This window comes from Armatimonadota bacterium (assembly GCA_017993055.1).
GTDB lineage: Bacteria > Armatimonadota > UBA5829 > DTJY01 > DTJY01 > JAGONM01.
In genome coordinates this window covers 1-25,497 of the sequence record JAGONM010000028.1, presented here as the reverse complement: position 1 = coordinate 25,497, position 25,497 = coordinate 1, and the positions used below count along the sequence as shown (strand labels likewise).

Genomic DNA, 25,497 nt, shown 5'->3' with positions numbered 1-25,497 from the left:
CTCCCTATCGGCTCAGACCCGACGCACACGCGATGATCTTCTCCTCGGTCGCCTCTACGCGCGGGAACTCGGCAACGATGCTCCCGGTGCGCATGACCAGCACCCGATCGCTCAGGCCGAGGACCTCCGGCAAGTCGGAGGATATCAGGACGACCGCCACGCCTTCCGCGGCGAGGCCGCGCAGGAGCCGGTATATCTCGCTCCTGGCACCGACGTCTACCCCGCGCGTCGGCTCGTCGGCGATCAGTACCAGCGGCCGTATGCCGATCCACATCGCCAAGAGCACCTTCTGCTGGTTGCCGCCGGAGAGGAGTCCGACCTTCTGCCAGGCGTCCGGCGTCGCGATGCCGAACTCCCGGCGGTAGTCCTCGGCCCGATCCGTGATTGCCCTGTCGTCCATCAGCCCGAATCGTCCCGCGAACTCCCGAAGGCGCGGGGCGGCGCAGTTCTCCCGGATGGCCATTTCGAGGAAGAGGCCGTCCACCTTACGCTCCTCAGTGAGGTATGCGATCCGATGCGCGACCGCGTCCTCCGGGCTGCGGATCGCGATCCGCCTGCCGTCAAGGTAGATGCTCCCTTCGAACGGTTCACACCCCATGATCGCCCGCGCGAGTTCCGTGCGTCCCGCGCCGGCCAGTCCCGCGATGCCGACGATCTCGCCTGCCTTGACGGAGAGATCCTGAACAGGACCGATAGGACCCATGGGACGTATGGGACCGGCGGTCACGATCCGGAAGCGCTCGTCGCCGATCGGGGTGGTGCGCCGGCCGTACATGTCGGTCAGCTCGCGGCCTACCATCTTGCGGACGAGATCGTCCTCGGTCACATCGCCGATGTCGCAGGTCTCGACGAGTTTGCCGTCACGCAGGACCGTCACCCGATCGGCCAGTTGGAAAACCTCGTGGAGGTGGTGGGAGATGTAGATGATCGCCAGTCCGGCGTCTCGAAGCCGGCGGATGTTGCGGAAGAGCATCTCCGTCTCGTGCGCCGTCAGCGAGGAGGTCGGCTCATCGAGGATCAATACTCCAGGTTCGCGGGATAGCGCCTTCAGAATCTCGACGACCTGCTTCTTCGGCGCGGATAGATCGCCGAGGGGCGTGGAGGGATCGGCGTCCCAGTCGAAGAGGCCAAGGATCTCCCTCGTGCGCGCGTGAAGCTCGCCCCAATCTATCAGCCCGGCCCTTCCGGTCGGCTGGCGGTTGGCGAAAATGCTCTCGGCGATGCTGAGGTTGTCGGAGAGGCTCAGCTCCTGGAAGACGACGCTGATCCCGTGGAGGCTCGCGCTCCGGGGATCGGTAGACGAAACTTCCTTGCCGTCGAGGAGTACGCGCCCGGAATCAGGCTGGTAGACACCTCCGAGGACGTGCATGAGCGTGCTCTTGCCGGCGCCGTTCTCGCCGACGAGCGCGTGGACCTCTCCTCGCCGGAGGTCGAACGACACGCGATCAAGCGCGCGGACGCCCGGAAAGGTCTTGACGATCTCCAGGGCTTCGAGCAGGTTGTGGGACGTGTCGGATCTGTCAGACCGGTCGGACACGGGCTACTTCCTCAGGAAATACTTGTAGTTGCTCTTGTCCACGACGATGACACCGGTGTCGATGCTTGCCGGCGTTGTCGAGATGCCGGCTCTAACGTTGTCCTCGGTGATCGGAACGTCCTGGTTCGCGAGGTTGTAGAGAATCTGCACGGCATAGAGCGGCATCAGGGCGGTGCGCTGGGCTATCGAGGCGCTGATGACTCCCTGGCCGATCAACTCGAGCACCTCGTTGCCGCGGTCCATCGAGACGATCTTGACCTTGCCCGCGAGGCCCGATTCCTTCACGGCGGTCGCCGCGCCGGTGCCGCCGGCGGCCTCGACGCATCCGATGCCGGCGAGATCGGGGTTCTTCCGAAGCACGGCGGTGGCGACCTGCGCCGCGATGACGGCGTCGGACTGCGTGTCTACGATCTGCACGAGTTCGATATCACGGAACCCGGCGAGGGAATCCTTGTAGCCGCGGATGCGCTCCTCGAGGTTCGACTGCCCGACCTTCGTCATCAGCGCGACCTTGCCCTTGCCGCCGATCAGTTCCGCAAGCTTGGCGCCGCCTTCAACGCCGGCCTGGTAGTTGCCGGTACCGACAAACGCGACCCGCTTCGACTCGGGGAGATCCGCGTCTGCGGTGACTACGGGAACACCCGACTCGACCGCCTTGTTGATGATCGGCACGAGCGCGGGCTCGAAGCCGACGACGACGATACCCTTGAGGCCGGGTTTCGCCAGCGCCTGCTCAAAAGCAGTGATCATCGCGGGGATGTCGTACTCCGCCGGGCCGACGTACTCGGTGCGCACGCCGAGAGCCTTGCCCGCGAGTTCCATCCCGAGCTTGTGATCGTAGAAGTAGTCGAGGTTGCCCAGCGCGGACACCTCGACGTAGAGCTGATCCTCATGTCCTCGACTCGCGGTCAGGCCGCCGGAGGAAGACCGGTCGGCTCCGCGGCGCTGTGCGAGCGAGGTCGCGGCCATCACGGCCGCGAGCAGGATCAAAGGGATGATCAGTTTCTTCATATCTGCTCCTCAGGACAGGGTATCGGACCGGTCAGACGGGTCGGACGACGTCGAACATAGCCAGCAGGTTCTCGACCGGAGTGCGAGCCTGGATGTTGTGTATCGCGTTGAAGACGAAACCTCCTCCTCGGCCGAATACCTCGATGCGTTCGCGGACCTCAGCGCGCACCTGGTCCGGCGTGCCGAAGGGGAGCGTCTGCTGGGTATCTACCGAGCCGCCCCAGAACGTGATCCGGTCGCCGAACCTGCTCTTCAGGCTGCGGGCGTCCATGTCGGCCGCCGAGACCTGCACGGGGTTCAGGATGTCGAAGCCGGCGTCAATGAAGTCGGGGATCAGGGCCGAGATAGACCCGCAGGAGTGGATGAACGTCTTCCAGCCGGTGTGCGCGTGGACCCAGTCGTTCACCTCCTTGTGGAACGGCTTGTAGAGGTCGCGGTATGCCTGGACCGAGATGAACGGCCCTCGCTGGGTGCCGAAATCCGTACCGGTGACGAACACGGCGGCAACCCTGTCGCCGACGACCTCGTTGATCTTCGCCCAGTTTGCGAGGGCGATCTCGCACTGGCGCTCGAAGACCGCGTAGATGTAGTCTCGGCGGGCGGCCGTGCTGACATACCACTCTTCGATGTCCCGGATGCCCTTCGGCTCCTTGATCCACGGCACGGGAACGAGCGCGATGTCGCCGAAGGCGGTGCCGCCGAAGTTGGCGAGAATGGCCTTGTCGGTCTGAGTGTAGAGCCGCTCGGCCTCGGAGCGGAAGTGCTCGAGATCTGCGTCGGAGACCGGGCCGAACTCCTGGAGGTTGTCCTTCGGGTCGAGATTGCCGTCATCGAACGGCGGCTGCCGGACTATGGTGTCGAAGTAGAAGCCGTCCTTCGGGAGCTTGCCGCTCGGGGGCGCCGACTTGTCGCCCTCGGGGTACATCAGGATCGAGCCGTCCGGTTCGGGATCGGTACTGAAACCCTCAGGGACCAGGAGCGGCGTCCCGTCGAACCAGGTCCACTCCTTCCAGCCTTCGTTCGGAAAGCCGAAGAGCGTCCTCGGGCCGCCGAGGCCGACTACGTCAACGCCGATGGCATCCATCAGGTCGGGCGCGATCTCGCCGAGCATCTGGTACGGCTCGACGACCTTGACCGGCGTGCCGGGCGCATCGAGGCCGAGCGCCTGGCGGAGCTTGTACACCGTAGCGGCGTGCATGCCGGTGACCGCGCTCGCGCCGAGATCCATCGGCACGCGGTCGGGCTCGCGGTGGCTGAGCGCGAGGCTGATCCTTTCTCTCGATGTCATCGTCGCCCCCGGAACATGCAGTTCCCTGCCAACCGTGTTCGCCGCGGGGGGATGATGAACCTGCCTGATCCCGGGATGCGTACCGGGATTGCCCGTGCGGGATACCGTCCGACAGGACCGGCTTCACGCTCAGAGACGGTCGGCTCGACCTCGGATCCGACTCCAGAGACGCCGCCCGAAACAGGAACTACGGCGCGGCGCGTCTTCCGTCACCGGATGGCATCCTTGAGACTGGCGTTGCTCAGGTCAATGTCAGTCAGGTCCGCACCGGTCAGGTCGGCATGTGTCAGTTTGGTGCCGTGCAGATTGGCCTTGCTGAGATCGGCGCCGGTCAGGTCGGCATGTGTCAGATCGGTGCTGCTCAGGTTGGATTCAATCAGGTGAGCGCCGCTCAGATCGGCGCCGCTCAAGTCGGCATACGTGAGGTCGGCCTGCGTCAGGTTCGCGGCGATGAGTCCGGCGCCGGTCAGATCGGCGCCGGTCAGGTCGGCCCCGGTCAGCCGTGCTTCACCCAGGTCGGCGTCGGCCAGGTTGGCTCCGACCAGGTTGGCGCCGGTAAGCCTGGCCTTGCTGAGGTGAGCGCCGGAGAGATCGGCACCGATCATCTGGGCGCCGGTCAGGTCGGCGCTGTTCAGGCGCACGCCGGACAGGTCGGCGCCGCTCAGGTGAGCACCGCGCAGGTCGGCGCCGCACAAGTCGAGTCTCTCCTTCTCGGCCTTCTCGAGCGCGGACTTCTCGGTCTTGCCGGTGTAGATCACTTCTCCCGTTTCCCTGTGTCTGATGATGACCGGCCGCGTCTGGAGATAGACCACGGCTCCAAACACGATGCACAGCACCACGGCCAGGCCCAGTTTGACCTGATTGGTCGGTTTCATCTCTTTACTGCTCCTTTCTCTATCAGAGTGCTGCCGCCCGTGCCGGCTCCCAATGATCGCCGGGCACATTCCGGCGGCACGGCAGTCCAGGATCCGATACGCCTGCATTCCGAGCATCGGCTCGGACGAGTCGCCGATGAACGTTACAGGCACCCGCCAGCCGCCAGGATGATTCCGAAACTGCGATCTGCCGTAAGCGGTCGGCATTCACTGCCAGGTGCTTCCGTGACGAAACCGTCTGCATCTTCATCTTCAATACTGATAATAGCACAGTATCCGGATATGCGCCATGATCCGCGCGCAAAAAGACTGCGGCAGGATCGCGCCCAACCGGAACTCTTGAGAAGCTCTCGGCGTCGCGCCAAGGGTGCGTATGGGGCGGCCTCGAAGCGGCCACGCGCTACCTGTGCTCCAACATCACGACACCGATGCCGTCCTTGGAGATCGGGATGCCGCGGACCGTGAGCCTGCCGCGCTTGTCCGCGACCACTTCCAGCGACTTGGCGGAGACCGGGTCGGTCGCCTTGACCGACGAGAGATTCAGTGGCACGCTGTCGATCTCCAGGTCGGTGGACGAGGCGTCGCCCGTGTCGCGGTAGAGGCTGAAGAAGATCGTCTTGCTCTGCCCGAAGCGCTCGGTCATCACTCCCTCCGCGGACGGACGCGCGTAGGTGACCGGCTCCCAGCCCAGCGGGAACATCTGCCGCTGGATCGGCAGGTAGGTGTCGTAGATATCCTTCACTCTCAAGTAGTCCGCGGTCTCGAAGTAGGGCATATCGGAGCTGCCGTACAGGCCGAGGAGGAAGCACCTGGCGAGATGCCTCCGATCCCTCTCTGCACCGCCCATGCCGTGAGCCATCCCCAGGTACGGCTTGTGGTACATCATCGACCGCCGGAATGCCAGACCATCAAGCGACGTGTTCGCCCCGAACTCCGAGCCGGCGACATCGAGCCGTTGCGCATGGAAGAAGCACCGGTCCCTCACCCCGTTCGCCGAGACCATGCGGTGAGGCCCGACCACTTTTCTGAGTTCGTCCAGGAACGTCAGGTGCTCGAGCGAGTTGTCAAGGCATGGACGGCCGTCATCGCCGTACGTGAGGCCGTACTTGGCGTATGGGAATTGCTCGCGGCGGTAGTTGATGTACGCGCCCCAGCGGTAGAGCGAATCAACGTAGATGCCGGCCCACGCGGGGTTGCCAAGCCAACTGCCGATGTCGTTCAGGATCGCCTTGCCTGCGTTGAGACCCCTATCGCCACCGGGGATGAACGGATTCGGATTCATCGGGAACGTGAGCGTCCTGTCCGACCACCGGCAGACTCGCGGCCTGGTGACCACACTGCCGTCCGGTCGGGTCAGGTAGCTGTTCTTGACCGTCTTGATGTAGTCCGGCACCGACTGTATCCGCTGGGAGACCGTCATGTTCATGACGGTCATGTTTTCGAGCAGATCGAACGCCTCGGCATCGGTGTATCGCGCATTGATGAGATCAAGGGCATCGTCCTTCTCGGTCATCTCCTGGTACTTCCCGCCGACCTCGCCCTTGAGGTGATCGAGGAAGCCGACTTCGCGCTGACCGGGGATCACGTACGGGTAGATCTCGATGCCCCAGGAGCGTTCCCTGGCGATCTCATCCGGGGTCAGGATATGGATCGCCTTCTTGCCGAGAACCCTGCACTCGCCGAGTTCTCCGAGCGCATGGAAGCTGAACTGGGTCGGGTTTGGAGCGGTGGTCGCCTTGCCCTGAAATACCCATAGGCCGTTCACCTTGGAATGGCCCTCGAACGCACGAGGGAAGAGCGTGTAGTACTGCTCGAGGGCTGAACGCATCCCCCACTCATTGACCGGATAGACCGCGAAACACACCCTGGCACTGGAAGGAGGATTGGTCAGGCCCGAGAAGCCGACCTTCGCCTTGACGTACAGCCCTCGGGCCTTGTCGTAACCTGCCTCGAACATACAGGGAGTCTCCGGAGTGATCGCCGCCGCGAGTCCGGCGCCGGTCTTCGGATCGGTGAGCACCGAGATCGGCATCTGCGACTGGCTTCCTCCGTCGCCGGTCGGCGCGCTCGTATAGATGGTCTGATGCCAGACCCAGCCGGTCACGTCGAGCGGGATCTGATAGAAGACATCCGCCGCCGAGTCGCCTCCCATAGTGTCGGCGATCTCGGCTCTGACGAGGAGCGCATCACCCGAGCGCCTAGTCTCGATCTCAGCCGAATACCGATCGGTATTCGGCAGCCTGACCGGATTCCCGTCTTTCGAGCCGATCTCCTCTATGTGTACCCCGCACGGCACCTCGGGCATGAACCTGACTGCCGTTGCGGCGATCCGGATGTCCGACATCCCTGCCGTTGTGTCGTCGAGCGCGTATCTCCATCCTGCGCGAACCGGACCGAGCGCCGCACATATCAGGCATACTGCCGGAATGAACCTCATCTCCGCCCCCTATTCCGATCCTACGCAGAAACTGCCCTCTATCGAGCCATCCTTGTCGAGTTCCAGATACATGTCAGGGACGACGCTGCTGCTGATGTCCCTCGGCGGGCTGCACTGCCTGTTCACGACCAACCGATACGCGCCGTCGAGGCCGAAGCCGCCCTTGCACTGATGCCGCTGACCCGGATCGAACACCACCCTCAAGCCGCGACCGTCTGCGTCGGTCAGCGACGCCCAGTCGCAGTCGTACTTCGTCGAGTCGAAGTCATGCGCGTCCGGGCGGGTGACGATCATCAGCGGTACATCGGCGCTGTCCGGCGTGGCGGTGCCCATCGGGCGGCCGATGTGGTCTTCGGGATAGACCGACCAGTATGCCCGCCGCGACCAGGAGAATCGGTCGTACTGGTGCGGCCTCTCGAATGTCCAGCCGAGTTCCTGTATATCGGCCTTGCGCCCGGTCCAATCTATCCGGTAGCTGAACCGGCCGTCAGCATACTCGGCGTGCACGCGACCGACAATCGGCGTCGGCGCCCAGTCCCCGACGATCTCCGCATCCAGCATTCGGACGTCGGCCAGCCGCTGATCGTAGAGATCGGCGGTGATCGCCGGATCGCATCTGATGTTGCTGAGGCAGCACCTGAACCGGGTCGGCGGCTTCCATCGAGTGGTCCATGCGTTTGTCACGTTACAGACCAGGTTGAGCCTGGGGAACTTCAGTGCCTCAGGCAGGTTCGTGCTCATCGTCGGCGGCGTCTGCGGCTCGGACTCCTTCAGTCCGAACTGGTAGCTCACGATGTTCAGCCCGCTGGCATGACTGAAGTCAATCCGCAGAGCATCGGCCGAGACTCCCTGAGGCAGGGCCAACTCCAGCCTGCCGCGAGTCCTCGGAGCGAGGTCAAAATGCTCGATGCCCGACGCCAACTTCGCACCGCCATCCAGCAACGTCCACTCGGCGGTGAGTTCCTTCAGGTCGGTGAAGGAGTAGCGGTTCCAGGCGTCGAGCACGACGCACCCCGGTTTCGACGTCAGATCGGCCCGCGGCTCGAGCTTGATCGGGGTGTGAGCCATCTTCATATGGTAGTACTCCGGCCGGGGATTGCGGTTGCCGTCCACGATTCCCTTCGCCTTCAGGTACTGCACGCCGGTCGCCGGCTCATAGTTGTAGAGCTTGGTCGGGCACCTATCGGCCACGGCGCGGTCCTGCCACTCCCAGGTATGATGCCCCATAAGACCGTCCTCCGGCCACGTGACTTCCCACGTGCGGTCGATCACCGCCGCCCAAAGATCGAGGGCGCCGAAGTCAGCCGCGTAGCGCACATCCCAGATGTTCGGGCATTCGCTGTACAGGAAGGGCCACCTGGCACGGCGCTCCCTGTCCTGAGCGTGCTGACTGATGACCTCCGGTCGGATGTAGTGGTCGTCGTCGATCTCCACGCCGTAGACGTCCGCAGGCTGGCAGGAGACCAGCCTCGGGCGGGTGGGATCCAACTCCTTGACCAGATCGGCGACCTTCTGCAGGTTCTGACCGCGCACGTTCTCGTTGCCGATGCCCCACATGACCACGCACGCGTGATTCTTGTCGCGGGCGATCGTCTCCCTTGCCCTCTGAAGGAATGCAGGTTCGAGTGAGGGGTCGTTGGTCTCGCACCAGCAGGCCGGAATCTCGTCGAGGACGTAGAAGCCCATCTCGTCGCACAGGTCGTAGAACCCGGCGCCGTAGGGATAGTGAGATGTACGGACCGAGTTGACGTTCGCTGCCCGCATCAGCTCCAGGTCCCTGCGCCAGAGGTCTTCGCCGACGGCCGAGCCGTGCGTGAGATCAACGTCATGGCGGCACATGCCGGTTATCTTGACCGGCACGCCATTGACCATGTACACGCCGTCTTTGATGCCGACCTCGCGGATACCGACCCGCCTGCTGACGGTTTCGATGATCTCGCCGCGCGAGTCCGCAAGCTCGACGGTCAGCGGACATAGATTGGGGTGCTCCGCCGACCAGAGCCTCGGCTCCTCGACGACCCGAACGAGTTCGGCGATGCCGCCCGAGTTCACCGGAGCGGTCACGGCGTCCAAATCGCCGAGCCGCATGGAGATCGTGCCCGTCCTGCCAGAGACCTCGGCCACCACCTTCACCTCCGCCTGGTTACCCTGGAGGAGCGTCGTTGTGATGGTGATGTCCTCGATGTGCGCCTGGGGGACCGAGAAAAGGGTCACCGGTCGGTAGATCCCGCCGAGGAAGAAGAAGTCACCAGAATCCAGACAGGCAGACTTCGTGTTCTTTGTCACCCTGAGGGCAAGGAGGTTCTTCTCGCCGAACCGGACATGCGCAGTCAGGTCAGCCTGCCATGCCGTCCAACCGCTCTCGTGGTAGTTCGCCCGTCCCCAACTCGGCTCGGCGACGTCCACGGGCTGACCGTTCAGCCAGACCTCCGCGCCGTTCTGGACACCGTCGAAGTTGACGAGCACGCGTCGGCCCTCCCAGGATGCCGGGACCTCGAACCACTTGCGGTAGAACCCGGACGCGTTGTCGGGGTTGTCGTAGGTCGCCGGGGAGTAGCCGAGCATCTCCCAGTTGCATGGGACCTCCATATCGTGCCAGTCGCCATCTTCCCGATAGTCGAGCGCGAAGAACGACTCAAAACTCTCCGGCGTCAGGATCGGCGCGATCATCTCCCAGTTGGTATCGCGCTGATCCTTGTCCGGAACGGCCTGCTCGAGCTTGAAGCGCCACGTGCCGTCGGGCGACCGGACGTGCTCCGGTTCACTTGGGATAGTTATTGATCTGTTCATTTGGCTTCGCCTATTTCGATCCGATTCTGAAGCTGCCCTCGACCGAGTCGCCGGGCTTCAGTTCCAGGTACAGATCGGGCACTGAGTTGCTGCTGATGTCCCGCGGCGGGCTGCACTGCTTGTTGACGATGAGCTCATATCCGCCCTTCTCACCGAATCCGCCTTTGCACTGATGCCGCTGATCGGTATCGAAGACCGCGAGGAGTCCGTGCCCGGCCTTGTTGGTCAGGCTGGCCCAGTTGCAGTCGTACTTCGTGGAGTTGAAATCGAAGGCATCGGGCCGGCTCCAATTCGTGATGCGGACGTCGGCACTGTCGGGGAGCGCCGTTCCGTGCGGGCGGCCGATGTGATCGTCGGGGTAGACCGACCACAGCGACCGGCGGTCCCACGAGAAGCGGTCGAAGTCCTCGGGCATCTCGAACGCCCAGCCAAGCTCCTGGATGTCGGCCTTCTCGCCGGTCCAGTCGACCTTGTAGCTGAACCTTTCTCTCTCGTACTCCACATGCACCCTGCCGACCACGGCTGTCGGATCCTTATCGAGCACGATGTCGGCATCGAGCGCCCGGCCCGTATCGGTCTTGATATTGATCAGGCTGCCGCGATAGCGGTCTATCACCTTCCACCACTGTTTGTCGCCCCTGGTCCAGTTGACCACCAGGTTAAGCGTCAGGCCGTCGTACTCGCTGGGCAGGGCTGAGACGATCGCGGGCTGGCTTCCGGCCGCGAGAGGAAACTCGCAGCTCACCACGTTTCCGTTCTTCGGATGATCGAAGTCGATGCGGAGTGATGTCGGCTGACTTGCCCTCCAGTTCGCGGGAAGCTGGAGTCCGACCTTGCCGCCGGATCGAGCAGGCAGTTTGAGGTGGGCGGTCCCGGACTTCAGGACCGTCTTGCCTTTGAGAAGCTTCCAGTCGGCGTTGATCTCGGAAAGATCGGTGAACGAGTAGCGGTTGATGACATCGAGGACCGCATACCCGGGCTTCGACTTCAGGTCCACCTCCTTCGCCACGCTGATCGGCGAGTAGACCATCTTCACATGGTAGAGATCCGGCCTCAGATGCCGCCAGCCGTCTACGAGCCCCTTCGTCTTGAGGAACTGCACACCGGTGACCGGATCGTAGTGGTACATCTTGGTCGGAGACTTGTCGCACACGGCCCGGTCCTGCCACTCCCACAGACACCCGCCGGGGATCGTGTCGTGCGACCAGATCGGCTCCCAGGTTCGGAGGAGCACCTGAGCCCAGAGGTCAAGGCAGCCCGCATCAGCGCCCATGCGGATATCCCAGACGTTCGGGCACTCGGTGTACATCATAGGCCACTTCGCCCGACGGTCCGTATCCTGTGCCGACTTCAGAATCTCGGCAGGCACGGTGTAATGGGCATCGTCCATCTCGACGCCGTACTCGTCGGCTTTCTTGCAGGAGACGAGCCTCGGTCTGGTCGGTTCGATCGTCTTCACGAGATCGGCGACGGCCTGGAGATTCGGCCCCGATCCGTTCTCATTGCCGATACCCCACATGACGATGCAGGGATGGTTCTTGTCGCGAGCGATCGTCTCCCTCGCGCGCTGGAGGAACGCCGGCTGCAGCTCGACGTTCTTCGTGTCGCCCCAGCAATAGGGAAGCTCGTCCACGACGTAGAAGCCCATCTCGTCGCAGAGGTCGTAGAACCCGGCGCCGTAGGGGTAATGCGAGGTGCGCACCGTGTTGATGTTTGCCGCCTTCATGAGCGCCAGGTCCTTCTTCCAGACCGTCTCTCCGACCGCCGTGCCCTTGGAGAGATACACGTCGTGACGGCAGACGCCGGTCATCTTCACGGGAACCCTGTTCACGAGCAGGATGCCGTCTCTGATCTCGACCTCTCGGATGCCGATCCTGCGCGTCACCGTCTCAGCGGCCTTCCCACGCTCATCGAGCAGCCGGACAGTGAGCGGATAGAGGTTCGGATGTTCCGCCGACCAGAGCCTCGGCTTCGAGACCACCTGACTGAGTCTGATGTCCTCGCCGCGGCGCGACACTCCCTTGACCGGGCTGAGGCTGCCGAGGCGCATCGAGACCGTTCCCGGGCAGCACACGGAGACGCTGACCTCGACCTCGGCCTTGCCGCCCTCCAGGAGCTTCGTTCGTACCGCCAGGTCCCGGATGTGCTTCTTCGGCACGGAGTAGAGCGTCACCGTCCGATGGATGCCGCCGAGAAAGAAGTAGTCGCCCGAGTCGAGGTTCGAGGATCTGGTGTTCTTGGTGACTCGGAGCGCCAGGAGGTTCTTCTCACCGAACTTCACCGCCGGAGTCAGGTCGGCCTGCCACGCCGTCCAGCCGCTCTCGTGATAGTTCCTGCGTCCCCAGCTCGGCTCGGTGACATGGACCGGTTGGCCGTTCAGCCAGACCTCCGCGCCGCACTGCACGCCGTCGAAGTTGACCAGCACCATCCGGCCCTTCCAATCGGCCGGGACGACGAACGACTTGCGGTAGAAGCCCGAGGCGTTGTCCGGCTCGTTGTAGGTAGCGGGCGAGAAGCCTGGCATCTCCCAGTTGGCCGGGACCGCCAGATCGCGCCACGAGTCGTCCTCTTTGTATTCAAGGGCATAGAACGGCTCGAACGTCTCCGGTGTGATCACCGGCGGCCGGTAGCCGTTGCTCTTCGCTCGTTCAGCGGCATCGGGCAAAGCCTGCTCGAGCTTGAACCGCCACATACCGTCGAGCGACTGCACGTACTTCGAGTCGGCGGGGATGATGACCGCCATCGCAGATGCTCCGAGACCGAGCACCAGCGCAGTCAGTACCATCAGCTCAATCAATCTGCGACACATTCAGAGTCCTCCTCAACTCCAGCCGGAGCGGTGCAGATCGTCCGGAAGGAAATCCGCATGCCGGCACGGAATATATGCTCCGGGTAACTAACTTATATAAGACAGTTTTATCGCGCATGCCCGGAATTCCTTCTTTGGAGCACGGCGGCTCAGGGGAGCGATGTCGAGCCGTCGCACTCCACGTCCCTGGAGGTCTGCTGATGAACGAGAAGCTGACGATCGGGTTCGTCCCGGCGAACAGACGGTATTTCTCGACTGAGTTGGCGTCGAAGATGCGGGGCGAGACCCTCGCAATGATGGAGGCACTGGGCATCGAGGCCGTGGTGCCAGACGAGACGATCGGCGAGGCCGGATGCGTTAAGAACCAGGACGAGGGCAAGAAGTGCGGAGAGCTCTTTCGCAAGGTCGGAGTCGACGGCATCCTCGTCGGCGCCATGAACTTCGGCGACGAGCAGGCTTGCGTTAGTGCAGTCCTCGGCGCGAATGCCAACGTGCCGGTCATGATCTTCGGCTGCCAGGAGGAAGCGCCTCTTCAACTCGGGGCGCCGAGACGCGACTCGTTCTGCGGCCTGCTCTCGATCGCCGAGGCGTTTCGGCAGACCGGCGTTAAGTACACCATCGCCGACAAGCCGATCTGCTTCCCACACGAGGAGAGCTTCCATGCCGACCTGGACCGCTTTGCCCGAGTGTGCCGCGTCCTGAGGGGCATCCGGGGCATGCGCATCGGCCAGATCGGCACCCGGCCCGAGGCGTTCTGGACCTGCCGCTATGACGAGAAGATGCTCCAGCAGATCGGGGTGACCGTCGCCCCGAAGGACCTCTCCGAGCTGCTGGCGACGATCGCCAGACTCAGCGACGATGATCCCAAGGTGCAGGAGAAGCTGCTCAGCCTGCAGACCGAGACCGACGCGTCGGCTGTGTCGCACGAGATCCTCGTGCGAATCGCCAGGTTCGAGTGCGGGCTGGAGGAGATGATCCGCACGTTCGAGATGGACGCGGTCGCGATCCAGTGCTGGAACTCGCTCCAACTCAACTACGGCATAGTCGCCTGCGGGGTGCTCGCACGGATGGGCGAGCGGGGCGTCCCGGTCGCGTGCGAGGCGGACGTGCTCGGCGCGCTCTCTATGCAGGCGCTCAGGCTGGCGGCCGACTCGCCGGCGGCGCTGCTCGACTGGAACAACCTGCACAACGACGACCCCGAGCTTGTGAATCTCTGGCACTGCGGCGTCTATCCTCCATCGTTCGGCAAGGAGAAGCCTAAGCTCATGCCTCAGGGCATCATGAGCAAGCACATCGGCGCGGAGATCTCGACCGGCGCGATGGAACTGACGGTCAAGCCGAGCCCAGCCACGCTCTGCCGAGCGGCCCAGGGGCTGCCGGGAGAGGGATGGAAGGTCTTCATCGGGGAGGGGGCGTTCGAGGACAACGAGGCAACGACGTTCGGAGGGCTCGGATGGTGCCGCATCCCGGGCCTGCCGCAGATCTATCGGGAGATCCTGCTCGACGGCTTCACGCACCACATTGCCGTCACACAGGCGCACGTCGGCAACGTGCTCTACGAGGTGTTCGGCAACTATCTCGGCATGGCGGTCTACCACGGCGGCCAGGCGACCCCGGGAGTCTACCGACGCGCGTTGCCGTTCACGGAACAGGACATATAGGCCCCATGTGGCCCATAGGTTCCATAAGTCCGATCGGAGGCACACATGCACCATTTCGACTGGATGCTCTGGTCCGTTGAGGCGTGCGGCGTCCTGATACTCTGCATCTGGATCGCCGTGCCTATCCGCGAGTTCAAGCAGATAGCAAGAAGGCTCAGGGAGAAGCAGGGACATGACGTGGATTGACTACGGCATCATCGGCGTCTTCCTGACGGGGCTCGCGCTCGCCGGTCTGACGATATCGAGACTGATAAAGCACTCCGACGACATTTTCGTCGCCGGACGCGAGCTGACTCCGTTCATCCTCGGAGCGACGATCACCGCCACGAACCTGAGCATGTACCACTTCATTTCGATGGGCGGCATTGCGTTCCAGAAGGGCATCTCGATCATCTGGCAGAACTGGACGGGGTGCATGGCGCTCGTGCTCTCGGGTCTCTTCGTCATCCCGGTCATGCGCCGCCTCAGGGTGCGCTCTATCCCTGAGTTCCTCGAGATGCGCTACAGCCGTCCGCTCAGGGTGATCATCGGCGTGTTCTGGGGCCTCAGGCTCTGCATTTTCCTGGGCATATTCCTATACATCGCCGCAACCGCCAGCGCGCAGATCACCGGATGGGACAACTACTTCGGCTGGCTGTTGATCTTCTCCGTCATCGCCATAATGTACTCAGCAATCGGCGGCGCGTGGGCAGTGGCCATCATGGACTCGATACAGTTCGCGTTCATCCTTGTCGGCGGACTGATCACCCTGCCGGTAGCGATCCATCTGGCCGGAGGGACCGAATCGCTTTTCCAGTGGCTCAACACGCACGGGAAGGCGGTCCACACTCAGCTGGTTCCGACCGGCGCAGGGGAGTTCAACTGGCTCTTCATCCTGGCGATTCTGCTCATCTCGACCAAATGGGCGACGGTTGACCAGGTCATCCTCCAGCGGGCGTTCGGAGCTCGGAACCCGCGGGTCGGCGCGCAGGGAATGCTGCTTTCGGGGCTGATCACCGTGCCACTCGCATTCCTGTGGGTCTTACCGGGCATCGCGCTCGCGAGGATTCAGCCGCCGGGCATAGTGAACCCCGACCATGCGATTCCGTGGCTTCTCTCGACGCAACTGCCTCTCATCGGGCGAGGGCTTCTCGGGTTCGTGCTCTGCGGTCTGGTGGCCGCCCAGGTCTCGACGATCACGGCGGACATCAACTCGGTCGCCACGCTCTTCACGAACGACGTCTTCCGGGCGCTGAAGAAGAAGGCTCCGAGCCAGCGGCAGTTGATCCTAGTGGCGCGGTTCAGTTCCCTGGTCTGCGGCGGGCTGATGATCTTCGTCGCCTGGCTCCTGAGCTTCTCGAACTCCGGCGCGGTGCGGGCAAACCTGACCGTAGTCGGAATCGTAGACCTGCCGCTGTTCGTGATCACGATCATCTACGGCCTCATGTGGAAGCGCACGACCTGGCAGGGCGCGATGGCGGGTTTCTTCGTCGGCGGCGCGGCGGGGATCGCCTCTTACCTGGTCGTCGTGCCCGACTACTTCAACGGCACGACGTACCCGCTTCTGCAGGCGATTTCCGGCTCGATGGCGGCTCACGCGGCGGCCTGGCACGAGCAAAGCAGAGTCTACAAGGACTCGATGCTCAGCATCGCGCCGTTCGTCAGTTCCGGGACGGCGCTCCTCGTGACGCCGATCGTGAGCCTGTTGAGCAAGCCTCAACCCAGCAACAACTGCGATACGATCTGGGGCCATTTCCGCGGCACCGACCTCGGGGACGACTTCCATCTCATCCCCGTGACAGCGATCGGCAAGGCCGGCCTCGTGCTCATCGCGGCCGGATTCCTGGTGTTCCTCGCGGGAATCATATCGGCGACTCGCGCATTCCCGGCCGCGACCGAGATGGCGGTAGGCGGGATGATCGCGCTGTTCGTCGGCGGCACGGTAAGGGTCTGGGTGAAGTAGGACGGTCTCAGGAGCCGGGAATCAGAAGTCGGGAGAGTATCTGATCGGCCACGCTGTCACGCGCCATCAGGGCGGCCCCCCTGGCGCCCATGAGGTCATCGCCATCGAAGAATGCGATCTCGGGAAGCATGTTGCCTATCCGGCTGATCTCATCGAGAGCGCCGTCGAGTATCCGCCGCCTCGTCTCCTCAGAGAACCTGTTGAACAGCCCCTCGATCAACACGCTGTTCGGGTTGTAGATCACGACCGCGTTGCAGATCGTCTGGATGAACGCGGGCACCGCCTCGCCGAGCCACTCACGCACCAGCGGATCATCCGGCGACCGGAGCAGGTCGTAAAACGACCGATCATCCCCGTGTCGGCGGGCCCACTTCAGCAGCGATGAGCCGGTGCACACATCGGAGTAGCGCCTTCCATGACTGCCGTAGGGGAGCAGGCCGAGGTCGCCCGCGTAGTGAGACGCTCCCGTGTAGAGCCGTCCGTCCCATATCAGCGTCGCCGCGAGCCCGAAGCGGTTGAGGACGACCATCTCGATGCCCGTCCCTCGAGGCTTGTGAATCCTGTGATGTCCGGCTGTGAAACAGTAGGCATTTCCCGCGCTCGTGACCGGAAGGCCGCACTTGCTCTCGACCAGCGGGACGAACTCGAGGGACGCCTTGCCGAACTGGAGTTCGGTCCGCACGCTTCCGCGAGTCACGTCATTCACCGGACCCGGAAGGCCCAGTCCGACTGCGCAGGCCTCGAGGCTCCGCCTCCGCGACTCCCCGACCAGGCTGAGCGCGACCCCGGCTGCGGCAGAGACTATCTCCTCCGGGCCGGCAGACGGCGGCAGGGGATGCCTCATTTCGGCAACGACCTCGTTCGCAAAGTCGAGCACCACGCCCCGCACGTTGGTTGCCTCGACGTCCACGCCGATAGTCGCACCAAGCGAGGAGCGCAGCGACATCACCTGCGACCACGGTCCGCGCCTGCCGGTCTGCTTCTGTTGGCGTCCGACGATCAGCCCGGACTCCTTGAACCCGGCGACGAGCCGGAAGACGTTAGGGAGACTCATCGCGAGGTCTTTGGCGGCGGCTTTGCAGGTCGCTCCCGGGTGATCGAGCACGTACCTGAGAAGGCTGACGTTCGTCCGCTCCGCGGACTTCTGCCGTCTTCTCGCGGAGTTGGCCGAGGCTGGAGAGCCTGACTGCATTCCCATAGACCTATCCTCGTACCGCATCCGAATCCCGGTGCGCGGCCGTCCAATCAGCCGAGCGATCGCAGACGCCGATCGCCGTGTCCTCTGATCAACGTCTCATGAGCGACCAGGCCAGAAACGCTCCGGACGCGGTCAGCACGCCGTAGACGACGCGGCGAAACATGACCTCGTTTACACGGTAATGCGACCGGTTTCCCAGGAACATGCCCGCCAGCACGAACGGGAGACAGATCACGACGAGCCGGAGAACGTCGGGAGTGAGAGCACCGTTGACCGCGAAGCGCCCGATCAGGGCGGCGTTGGTCACGATCCACACTACGCACAGAGTCCCGCGGAAGGCGCTCTTGTCGGGTATGGCCCGCGTCGCGTATATCACCAGGAGCGGGCCGCCCGTCCCGAACGCGCCCTGGATGACCCCGCTCATCGGCACGAACGCGCTGAGCATCAGACGCCTGGCGAGAGTCATCTCCTTCGGCGGCGCGTATCTGAGTCCCTGCCTGATGATTCCGTGGATGCCGACTGCGACCATAAACCCAGCGAGTATCCACTTCAGAGTGTCCTCGGGCAGCGAACTGGAGGCCCGCATACCTATCGGCAGACCGATGCCCAGGAGCACCAAGATGATCGCGAACTCCTTCCACGCGACCCCGCGCCGGTCGAGCAGGACGATGCCGATCGCAATCAGCCAGCCCAGTATAACGAGCAGAGGCACCGCGGTCTGCAGGCCGACGAGCATCGCCACGAACGGCAGGGCGAGGGCGGCGCACCCGAACCCCGTGATGCCCTCCTGGTAGTGCGTCAGGAACACGATCAGGCCGATGATCAGGTATCGAGCGTAATCCGGCACATGCTACTCCATCGTCTCGATCTCTCGGTCGCGGGCCTCGACGCCTTTGGAGGAGATCTCATCCCGGGCCTCAGCCCAGAATGCACGGACCTTCGCCGGGACTGCCGGCGCGTCCTGGAACCGGGCGGCAAGGAATGCTTCGACGATCTTGCAGGCGACATCGGGGGTCACGATGCTTTCGCCCATGCAGAGCACGTTCGCGTCGTTGACCTTGCGCCCCAACTCCGCCGTCAGCGGCGACTCGCAGGACACGGCACAGATGCCGCTGAACTTGCCGGCCGCGAGCGCCATCCCGGTGCCGCTCCCGCAGCATAGAATGCCGAGGTCGGCCTTGCCGTCCCGAAGGATCTTCGCCGCCCGCTCGGCGATCGAGGGGAACTTCGCGAATACCGACGTGTCGTAGCATCCTACGTCGTTCACTTCGTGGCCGTTCTGCTCGAGATACGCCCGAACGGCACTCTTGAGCGCAAAGCCCTTCACTACCGAGCCGACGACTATTCTCACTGTCTACCTCCAGGGATGTCGGACAGGTCGAACCCGTCAGACAGGTCAGACGGCCGAAGTCCACAGTCTATCTGCACGCCGCCTTGATGTGTTCCGGTCCAAACCCGTGCTTGTCGAACAGGTACTGCTCAGTGGCCACCTCGCCGAACTTGTCGGGGACGCCAAGCCGCTTGACTGCGGTGGGGTGCTGCTCCGACAGCACTTCACAGACCGCGCCTCCGAGCCCGCCGATAATGCTCTGGTTCTCGACGGACACGACCCTGCCGGTCTTCTTCGCAGACTGCACCAGCGTCGCCGCGTCGAACGGCTTCACGCTGGGATAATGGATCAGTTCGACTGAGACTCCCTCAGACGCCAGTTCGTCCGCCGCACGTACCGCGAACTGCGTCATGTAGCCGGTGCTCACCAGCGTGACATCCTTGCCCTCGTGGATGTTGACGGCCTTGTTCGGATCGAACCTGTAGCTCGGACCGAAGACCGCCGGCTGCTTCATGCGGCTGAGCTGCATGTATACCGGCCCCTCGTGCGCCGCCATCCAGAGGAGGCACTCGCGGAGTTCGTAGCAGTCGGCCGGTGAGAGGACGATCATGTTCGGCATCGCGCGCATGATCGCAAGGTCCTGGAAGCACATGTGCGTCCCGCCGTTCGGTCCGGCGGTGATACCGGGAGCCGTGCCGACTATCTTGACGTTGGTGTTGGCGTAGGCGACCGAGATCGTGACCTGGTCGTAGACTCGCCGCGTGGCGAACGGGGTGAAGCTCGCGCAGAAGGGAATCTTCCCCTCGACCGCCAGCCCGGACGCGATGCCGATCATGTCGGCCTCGGCGACGCCCGCGTTGATAAAGCGGTCCGGGTGCGCGTTGACGAACGCCGGGTTGGTGCCGGACGCCTTGCTCAAGTCGGCTTCCATGACGACGACGTTCGGGTTCTCGTTCGCCAGCTCTATCAGCGTCCGCGCGTACACGGCGCGCATCTCGAGTTCATGCAGGTTTTCGGACATATGTTAACCCCTTAGAGGTGTTGGGTGTTCGGCGCCAGGGAACCCCAACAGCCGACAACCAGCACCCAGTCCTGTCAGTACGGCAGCGTGTATTCCGTCAGGTCGAGCGCATTCATGTACTTGTCGTACGCCGTTTGGTCGTCTACTTTGATGTTATGGCTCCCGGGCGTGTTCTCGACCGCGCAGTTGCCCTTCGCCTTTGTCGTGTGGGCGAGGATCATAACCGGCTTGCCCTCGGTCGCCTTCGCGCGGTTGATGGTCGTGTATATGTCGTCCCAGTCGTGGCCGTCCATCTCCAAGACCTCCCAGTTGAACGCGCGCCACTTGTCCGCGAGCGGTTCGAGCGTCAGGATATCATCGGTGAAGCCGTCTATCTGCAGCTTGTTGTAGTCGCAGATCGCGATCAGGTTGTCGAGCTTGTGGTGACCGCCGAACATCGCGGCCTCCCATATCTGACCCTCGTTGCTCTCGCCGTCGCCGATGATGCAGAAGACGTGGTGCTTCCGCCCGTCCATCCGTGCGGCGAGTGCCATTCCGCATGCGGCCGAGAGCCCCTGGCCGAGCGATCCGGCGGTCATATCGACGCCGGGGGTGCGCAGGCGGTCCATGTGGCTCGGGAGAGAAGTGCCGTCCTCGTTGAGCGTCTTCAACATCTCCTTCGGGAAGAAGCCGCGGTAGGCGAGCGAGCAATATGCCACCGGTCCCGCATGCCCTTTCGAGAGCACGAGTCGGTCGCGGTCCACCCACTTCGGGTTCGCGGGTTCGATGTTCATCACGCGCCAGTAGAGCGAGATCATGATTTCGACGAGGCTGAGCGCGCCGCCGAGGTGGCCCGATCCCGCACGGCAGATCATGTCCGTGATGACGTATCGGAACTCGCCGGCCAGCCGATCAAACTGCTCACGGTCGAAGCTATCCTGCATGTTCGGTCTCCTCACAGCATCTGCACATACAACTGCCTCAGGTCCTCAGCGCAGACCCGCCTCGGATTGTTGTTCATTATGGGATGGAAGCTTGCCTGCACCAGCGCATCCAGTTCGCCCTCGGTGACCCCTGCCTCGCTCAGATTCGTGACGAGCCCCGACCGCGACTTCAGGCCAGCGATCGCGTCGGCGAGCGCCGGCATATCAGCGAACCCACCCGCACGCGCCAGCGCGACTCCCCGCTCGCCCATCGCGTCGCCGTTGAACCGCACGAAGTGGTCGAGCGTCATGGCGCAGGCGACTCCGTGCGGGAGGTGGTACTCGCTCGACAGCGGATACGAGCAGGCATGCACCGACGCGGTCCGGGGCAGTTGGAATGCCAGACCGGCCAGGAGGGCCACCTTGGACATTCCCTCGCGAGCCTCGAGGTTGCTTCCATCCGTCAGCACGTTCGGGAAGTGCTTGAAGAACAGGCCTGCGGCCTCCAGCGCCATCAGGTCGCAGATCGGCTGGTGGTTCTTCGACCAGTAGCCCTCTATCGCGTGGGACAGCGCGTCGAATCCCGTGGCGGCGGTCACGTGAGCCGGCATGGTCAGGGTCAACTCCGGGTCGACCACCGCAACGCTGGGGTAGAAGTTGTCGTGGACCACGGGCGCCTTGACGCCCTTCTCCGGATCGTCCAGCACCGATACGGGCGTGACCTCGCTTCCGGTCCCGGCGGTTGTCGGCATCGCGATCAACGGCAGGCGGCGCGAGTCGAACACCGCTCCCTCGGAGTGATACCTCCTCGTCGGTACGCCCTGGAGCGCGACCGAGCACGCCGCCTTGGCGCAGTCGAGGGCGCTTCCACCTCCCAGCGCGACCACCACGTCGGACGAACGGGCGTTGATCGTCTCGGCGAGCCTGTCTACTGAGGAGACCGTCGGGTTCGGCTCGACTTCCGAGAACACCGGCGTGTCCGGGCCGAGCATCTCGATGATCTCGGCTGTCGTCGGAAGCCCGCGGATGCCCGTGTCGGTGACGACGATCGGACGCTTGCCCAGCCGCGCGACCACTTCCGGTAGCGCCTTCCGCTCCCCGGTGCCGAATCGTATCTCAGTCGGCTGCTTGTAGGTCCACATTAGGAATCTCCTTGGCGTCTTGGCGGTTAGGCTTTTCCCTCAGATCCCAGCGCACGGATAAGCGTCTTCATGTCCTCTCTCAGCCGGTCCTTGACCGCCTGCATGATCTTCCACGGATGGCCCTTGTGATCGAGCGTGTCGGCGTATTCTTTGAAATACGTGATGTAGTTCGAGCGGAAGCCCTCACCGAAGTTGATCTTCGCCATTCCCGCCTGCGCGAGCTTGGCAAGCAGTTCGTCCGGGATGCCGCAGGTCCCGTGCTGAACGAGCGGCACGGGCACCTTCGCCCTCAGATCACGGACGAGATCGAGGTCGAGGTCGTCCTGGAGGTCGAAGATCCCGTGAACGGTCCCGTTCGCGATCGCCAGCATATCAACGCCGGTCTGCTCCACGAAGTACACGGCCTCAGCAGGATCGGTGCAGCCGGCTCTGCCCCTGCCGCCGGAGTGGACCCCGCCCGCCACGTGGCCGATCTCCGCCTCGACCGCGATGCCAAGCGGCCTGACGACCTCAATGACCTGCTTCGTGATTCGGATGTTCTCCTCCAGCGGGAGGTGGGATCCGTCTATCATGACGCCGCTGTATCCGGCTGAGATTGCCTGCAGCGCAGAGGTCAGGCTCATCCCGTGATCGAGATGCAGGGCGATGGGTACGGTTGTACATTCCGCCAGGTGCGCCGCCTGGAGGGCGCAGTACTCGAACCCGCGGTATGCGGCATTCGGCTCGTAGGTCTGCAGAATCAGCGGCGACTTCAACTCCTCGGCCGCCTCGATCGCGGCTCTGGCGATGTCGTACGTCCCGCCGTTCGAGTTGTACGCCGGGACGGCATATCCGCCCTCTCGAGCCTTCTCGACCAGCGCTCCGGTATTGCAGAATCTCATGGCTCTTCCTCCGCTCCGGCTCTACCTGGGTGCAGTCATCCGCCATTACTGTATAACATAAGACTGTTTCTTGTCAATGAGTGTGCAGCCTTGACCCACCGTCGGCATCCGATACTGACCATCTCCGCGGACTTGCCGCACGCTCAGCACGGTAGGCCGCCGCTCGGCGCCGACGGTGCGCTTGGGAAGGTCATACTCTTAAGACGATTCTCGCGAGTGCCGTGCATGGAAGGACAACAAGGGTTTCTTGCCCAATCAGGTGGTGAGTCCGAGCGTCGGCGGTCCTGTCAGACGCCGTCGCGGGCGACGGTATTCATCGAATGGGAGTTGGACCATGCGACTCATTGCCTGTGCCCTGTGTTGCGCTTCGGCTATGGCGGTTGTCACTGATGCGTGTGACGCCCGGCTCAGGCCGAACACGGGGCCCTGGGATCTCGGCTCGCTGCAGAAGGCCCCTGAGTTCACCGCGGCCGACCGCGACGGCAACCTGGCGTCGATCTACTACACGGGCGAACCTTACCACGGCAAACCGACTCGTGTTTTCGCATACCTCGCCTATCCCGAGAAGATAGACGATCGCGCGCCCGCCATGGCGCTGGTCCACGGCGGGGGAGGCAAGGCCTTCGCCGAGTGGGCGAAGACGTGGGCGGATCGTGGATACGTTGCCCTCGCGATGGACTGCCGCGGAAACGGGCCGGATGGGGAGCACCTTCCCGACGGCGGACCCGAACAGACGGATGAGGCGGTCTTCTTCGAGGACGAAGCCAAGGATTCCTGGATATACCATGCGGCGGCCTCAGTGATCAGGGGCGTGTCGCTGCTCTCGTCATTGCCCGAGGTGGACCCGAACAGGATCGGTATCACGGGCATCTCCTGGGGAGGATTCCTGACGTGCATAGTGGCCGGCCTGGACCAGCGGCTGAAGGCGGCCGTGCCCGTCTACGGTTGCGGGTTCATTCATCAGTCATCCGCGTGGAGCGATCTGTTCACATCGCCTGGAACGCCCGGGAAGCTGACCACCGATCAGAAGAAGTTCTGGATCGCCAACTTCGATCCTTCAGCGTACGTGGGCCAGGCCGGGATGCCCGTGCTGTTTGTCAACGGGACCAACGACTTCGCGTACTGGCTGGACATCTATCAGAAGACATATCGCCTCGTGAAGAACCGCACCATCCGCGTCACCACGGATCTCAAGCATTCGCACGAGGACGGCTGGGCACCCGTGGAGATCGGCCTGTTCGTTGACCAGAACCTCAGAGGCGGGGTGCCGCTCGCCGGGATGCGGGCCGGCAGACGCCGCGGCTCCGACGTGAGCGGGACATTCACGTCCCGAAGACCGATCGTGAGAGCATCCCTGCACTACACGACCGACCTGACCGCGAAGTCCTGGGAGCGGAAGTGGACCTCCGCCGACGCGAAGATCGATGGCTCTACCGTGAGCGCCCGTCTTCCGGACGCACGACCGATCATGTATTTCCTCACGATAACCGACGACCGGGGAGCGACTGTGAGCATCGAGCACGAGATTGTGAGGCACTGAAGCCGACTGGTTGTGTGTCGGCATAGAGATATGACGCTCCCAATCGCACGAGCGACGCCTAACATCGGCCCATCCTGAGGAGCGGAGAGAGGACGTGCGTAGATGGGCCCCCACTCAGTGCCGAATCACAATCCTGACCTGCACGCGGGAGGATATTCGCAGAGTCGCACTGTGGCAGGTGATGTGGACAATCTAGTCCGCCGGACTCCTTCCCGCCGACCGAGCGCCGCACTAACGGGTGTCAGGCTCGCATCCGCTAATTTTTCGCACGGTGCGAATCCATGAATTGCCCTCGGGGCCCCACGGTTCGGCACACTGATAGTCGCTCTTGCGGACGATCTCAGTGAGTTCGTCCTTGAGTGCGGAGAGGTGTGACAGGATCATCTGCCGGAGGTCGGACTGCTGATCCGGAGGGAGGAGCCCAAGAAGCTTCCGCAGGTGCGGCACGCAGAAGTCTCGGCAACCGGAGACGCGAGAATGGATTTCCTCGTCAGCGAAGTGCTCGGCGAGGATCGACAGGTACTGATGCTCGTCATTCTCCTCCCATGAGCAAACCGGGCACTGTGAGTGTTTCGCCGGTCTCCGAAGTCTGATGCCTGCCTTCAGATCGTCAGACACGGAGTCGATGATGTCCCGGTAGATGATGGCTACGCCGAGCGGACTGCCCAGCTCGAGCAGAACCCGGCTGTGAGCGACACAGAACCCTTGGGAGTCAACGAGTCTTCGCCGCGTGCCGGGGTCGTTCACCTGTTCGTAGAACAGAGCCTCCATACGCTTTTGAAGGTTCTCACTCACGAGGCCGCAGATCGGACACCCGGGGAGATCGAGGGCTTCCAGCACTTTGAAGTATGAGATGTGTTTTCGAGACATCGGTGATACCATCCGCCCGAGATCAGCAACCTGCCCAAGCAACCAGAACTGGCAGATCAGGCTGCGTATGAAGTATAGCGCGGGGTAAGGGCGCGGTCAATGCGGTGAGGTGCGGCAGCACGCGAGAATCTATTGCGAGTGGCGTAAGCTTTGAGTGTGTAGATTTGCGAAGATGCTCCCCGTTTCGTAGACTTGATTTGGTCACGAATCAAGCGAGCGAAACGGAGGAGCATCGATGAGCAGTATAACCCTAAGAGAAGTAT

The 25,497-nt window shown here is 63.3% G+C and carries 19 protein-coding genes; 4 read left to right on the top strand and 15 right to left on the bottom strand.

What is annotated here, in order from left to right; all coding sequences use genetic code 11:
- Nucleotides 1-4 precede the first annotated feature (4 nt).
- The 7 genes from KBC96_11100 to KBC96_11070 all read right to left on the bottom strand — a co-directional run bounded on the left by KBC96_11100 (nucleotide 5) and on the right by KBC96_11070 (nucleotide 12,747).
- Entirely contained in the window at nucleotides 5-1,537 is a 1,533-nt protein-coding gene (locus tag KBC96_11100) for a sugar ABC transporter ATP-binding protein (protein ID MBP6964941.1), read from the bottom strand.
- Between the two features lie 3 nt (nucleotides 1,538-1,540).
- Nucleotides 1,541-2,548 (bottom strand): substrate-binding domain-containing protein, encoded by a 1,008-nt coding sequence (locus tag KBC96_11095; protein ID MBP6964940.1) that lies wholly within the window; start codon nucleotides 2,546-2,548, stop codon nucleotides 1,541-1,543.
- A 31-nt stretch (nucleotides 2,549-2,579) separates the two neighbouring features.
- The gene (locus KBC96_11090) at nucleotides 2,580-3,836 is read right to left on the bottom strand and encodes a methyltransferase (protein MBP6964939.1); all 1,257 of its coding nucleotides are present in this window, start codon (nucleotides 3,834-3,836) and stop codon (nucleotides 2,580-2,582) included.
- A gap of 209 nt (nucleotides 3,837-4,045) precedes the next feature.
- On the bottom strand, nucleotides 4,046-4,711 hold the full coding sequence (locus KBC96_11085) for a pentapeptide repeat-containing protein (protein MBP6964938.1): 666 nt from the start codon (nucleotides 4,709-4,711) through the stop codon (nucleotides 4,046-4,048).
- Nucleotides 4,712-5,111: 400 nt separating this feature from the next.
- Nucleotides 5,112-7,148: a hypothetical protein gene (locus tag KBC96_11080; protein MBP6964937.1), complete on the bottom strand. Its 2,037-nt coding sequence runs from the start codon at nucleotides 7,146-7,148 to the stop codon at nucleotides 5,112-5,114.
- A 9-nt stretch (nucleotides 7,149-7,157) separates the two neighbouring features.
- Nucleotides 7,158-9,938 carry a hypothetical protein gene (locus KBC96_11075; GenBank protein MBP6964936.1) on the bottom strand — a complete coding sequence of 927 codons (2,781 nt, stop codon included), beginning with the start codon at nucleotides 9,936-9,938 and terminating at the stop codon, nucleotides 7,158-7,160.
- A 10-nt stretch (nucleotides 9,939-9,948) separates the two neighbouring features.
- Nucleotides 9,949-12,747 (bottom strand): hypothetical protein, encoded by a 2,799-nt coding sequence (locus KBC96_11070; protein MBP6964935.1) that lies wholly within the window; start codon nucleotides 12,745-12,747, stop codon nucleotides 9,949-9,951.
- 200 nt (nucleotides 12,748-12,947) lie between these two features.
- Between KBC96_11070 and KBC96_11065 the strand changes: the two genes are divergently transcribed.
- Genes KBC96_11065 through KBC96_11055 form a run of 3 tightly spaced genes read left to right on the top strand, consistent with a single transcriptional unit; the run spans nucleotide 12,948 to nucleotide 16,350 of the window.
- Nucleotides 12,948-14,408 carry an L-fucose/L-arabinose isomerase family protein gene (locus KBC96_11065; protein MBP6964934.1) on the top strand — a complete coding sequence of 487 codons (1,461 nt, stop codon included), beginning with the start codon at nucleotides 12,948-12,950 and terminating at the stop codon, nucleotides 14,406-14,408.
- Between the two features lie 45 nt (nucleotides 14,409-14,453).
- Nucleotides 14,454-14,594, top strand: coding sequence for a hypothetical protein (locus KBC96_11060; GenBank protein ID MBP6964933.1), 141 nt, complete (start codon nucleotides 14,454-14,456; stop codon nucleotides 14,592-14,594).
- Nucleotides 14,581-16,350, top strand: coding sequence for a sodium:solute symporter family protein (locus tag KBC96_11055; GenBank protein ID MBP6964932.1), 1,770 nt, complete (start codon nucleotides 14,581-14,583; stop codon nucleotides 16,348-16,350). The genes KBC96_11060 and KBC96_11055 overlap by 14 nt, the downstream gene beginning before the upstream one ends.
- Nucleotides 16,351-16,357: 7 nt before the next feature.
- Here the strand turns inward: KBC96_11055 and KBC96_11050 are convergent, their stop codons facing one another.
- From KBC96_11050 to KBC96_11020, 7 genes are all read right to left on the bottom strand, one after another.
- Nucleotides 16,358-17,548 (bottom strand): ROK family protein, encoded by a 1,191-nt coding sequence (locus KBC96_11050; GenBank protein MBP6964931.1) that lies wholly within the window; start codon nucleotides 17,546-17,548, stop codon nucleotides 16,358-16,360.
- 88 nt (nucleotides 17,549-17,636) lie between these two features.
- Nucleotides 17,637-18,395: a sulfite exporter TauE/SafE family protein gene (locus tag KBC96_11045; protein ID MBP6964930.1), complete on the bottom strand. Its 759-nt coding sequence runs from the start codon at nucleotides 18,393-18,395 to the stop codon at nucleotides 17,637-17,639.
- Nucleotides 18,396-18,398: 3 nt separating this feature from the next.
- Nucleotides 18,399-18,899 carry an RpiB/LacA/LacB family sugar-phosphate isomerase gene (locus tag KBC96_11040; GenBank protein ID MBP6964929.1) on the bottom strand — a complete coding sequence of 167 codons (501 nt, stop codon included), beginning with the start codon at nucleotides 18,897-18,899 and terminating at the stop codon, nucleotides 18,399-18,401.
- 67 nt (nucleotides 18,900-18,966) lie between these two features.
- Nucleotides 18,967-19,899, bottom strand: a complete 933-nt coding sequence (locus KBC96_11035; protein MBP6964928.1) for a transketolase family protein — start codon at nucleotides 19,897-19,899, stop codon at nucleotides 18,967-18,969.
- 74 nt (nucleotides 19,900-19,973) lie between these two features.
- On the bottom strand, nucleotides 19,974-20,822 hold the full coding sequence (locus tag KBC96_11030; GenBank protein MBP6964927.1) for a transketolase: 849 nt from the start codon (nucleotides 20,820-20,822) through the stop codon (nucleotides 19,974-19,976).
- Nucleotides 20,823-20,833: 11 nt separating this feature from the next.
- Nucleotides 20,834-21,943: an iron-containing alcohol dehydrogenase gene (locus tag KBC96_11025; protein ID MBP6964926.1), complete on the bottom strand. Its 1,110-nt coding sequence runs from the start codon at nucleotides 21,941-21,943 to the stop codon at nucleotides 20,834-20,836.
- A 26-nt stretch (nucleotides 21,944-21,969) separates the two neighbouring features.
- Nucleotides 21,970-22,824 (bottom strand): class II fructose-bisphosphate aldolase, encoded by an 855-nt coding sequence (locus KBC96_11020; protein MBP6964925.1) that lies wholly within the window; start codon nucleotides 22,822-22,824, stop codon nucleotides 21,970-21,972.
- Between the two features lie 334 nt (nucleotides 22,825-23,158).
- On the opposite strand from KBC96_11020, the gene KBC96_11015 reads away from it, so the two are divergent.
- Nucleotides 23,159-24,364 (top strand): acetylxylan esterase, encoded by a 1,206-nt coding sequence (locus tag KBC96_11015; protein MBP6964924.1) that lies wholly within the window; start codon nucleotides 23,159-23,161, stop codon nucleotides 24,362-24,364.
- Between the two features lie 231 nt (nucleotides 24,365-24,595).
- Here KBC96_11015 and KBC96_11010 read toward each other — a convergent pair whose 3' ends face one another.
- Nucleotides 24,596-25,234, bottom strand: coding sequence for a hypothetical protein (locus tag KBC96_11010; protein ID MBP6964923.1), 639 nt, complete (start codon nucleotides 25,232-25,234; stop codon nucleotides 24,596-24,598).
- Nucleotides 25,235-25,497: the final 263 nt, after the last annotated feature.

Excerpts from the sequence above, each read along its gene's own strand:
- KBC96_11060 (MBP6964933.1), top strand. The coding sequence starts at position 14,454 with ATGCACCATTTCGACTGGATGCTCTGGTCCGTTGAGGCGTGCGGCGTC.
- KBC96_11055 (MBP6964932.1), top strand. The coding sequence starts at position 14,581 with ATGACGTGGATTGACTACGGCATCATCGGCGTCTTCCTGACGGGGCTC.
- KBC96_11090 (MBP6964939.1), bottom strand. The coding sequence starts at position 3,836 with ATGACATCGAGAGAAAGGATCAGCCTCGCGCTCAGCCACCGCGAGCCC.
- KBC96_11025 (MBP6964926.1), bottom strand. The coding sequence starts at position 21,943 with ATGTGGACCTACAAGCAGCCGACTGAGATACGATTCGGCACCGGGGAG.
- KBC96_11030 (MBP6964927.1), bottom strand. The coding sequence starts at position 20,822 with ATGCAGGATAGCTTCGACCGTGAGCAGTTTGATCGGCTGGCCGGCGAG.
- KBC96_11095 (MBP6964940.1), bottom strand. The coding sequence starts at position 2,548 with ATGAAGAAACTGATCATCCCTTTGATCCTGCTCGCGGCCGTGATGGCC.
- KBC96_11010 (MBP6964923.1), bottom strand. The coding sequence starts at position 25,234 with ATGTCTCGAAAACACATCTCATACTTCAAAGTGCTGGAAGCCCTCGAT.
- KBC96_11070 (MBP6964935.1), bottom strand. The coding sequence starts at position 12,747 with ATGTGTCGCAGATTGATTGAGCTGATGGTACTGACTGCGCTGGTGCTC.
- KBC96_11015 (MBP6964924.1), top strand. The coding sequence starts at position 23,159 with ATGCGACTCATTGCCTGTGCCCTGTGTTGCGCTTCGGCTATGGCGGTT.
- KBC96_11080 (MBP6964937.1), bottom strand. The coding sequence starts at position 7,148 with ATGAGGTTCATTCCGGCAGTATGCCTGATATGTGCGGCGCTCGGTCCG.
- KBC96_11065 (MBP6964934.1), top strand. The coding sequence starts at position 12,948 with ATGAACGAGAAGCTGACGATCGGGTTCGTCCCGGCGAACAGACGGTAT.
- KBC96_11035 (MBP6964928.1), bottom strand. The coding sequence starts at position 19,899 with ATGTCCGAAAACCTGCATGAACTCGAGATGCGCGCCGTGTACGCGCGG.
- KBC96_11050 (MBP6964931.1), bottom strand. The coding sequence starts at position 17,548 with ATGGGAATGCAGTCAGGCTCTCCAGCCTCGGCCAACTCCGCGAGAAGA.
- KBC96_11075 (MBP6964936.1), bottom strand. The coding sequence starts at position 9,938 with ATGAACAGATCAATAACTATCCCAAGTGAACCGGAGCACGTCCGGTCG.
- KBC96_11020 (MBP6964925.1), bottom strand. The coding sequence starts at position 22,824 with ATGAGATTCTGCAATACCGGAGCGCTGGTCGAGAAGGCTCGAGAGGGC.
- KBC96_11085 (MBP6964938.1), bottom strand. The coding sequence starts at position 4,711 with ATGAAACCGACCAATCAGGTCAAACTGGGCCTGGCCGTGGTGCTGTGC.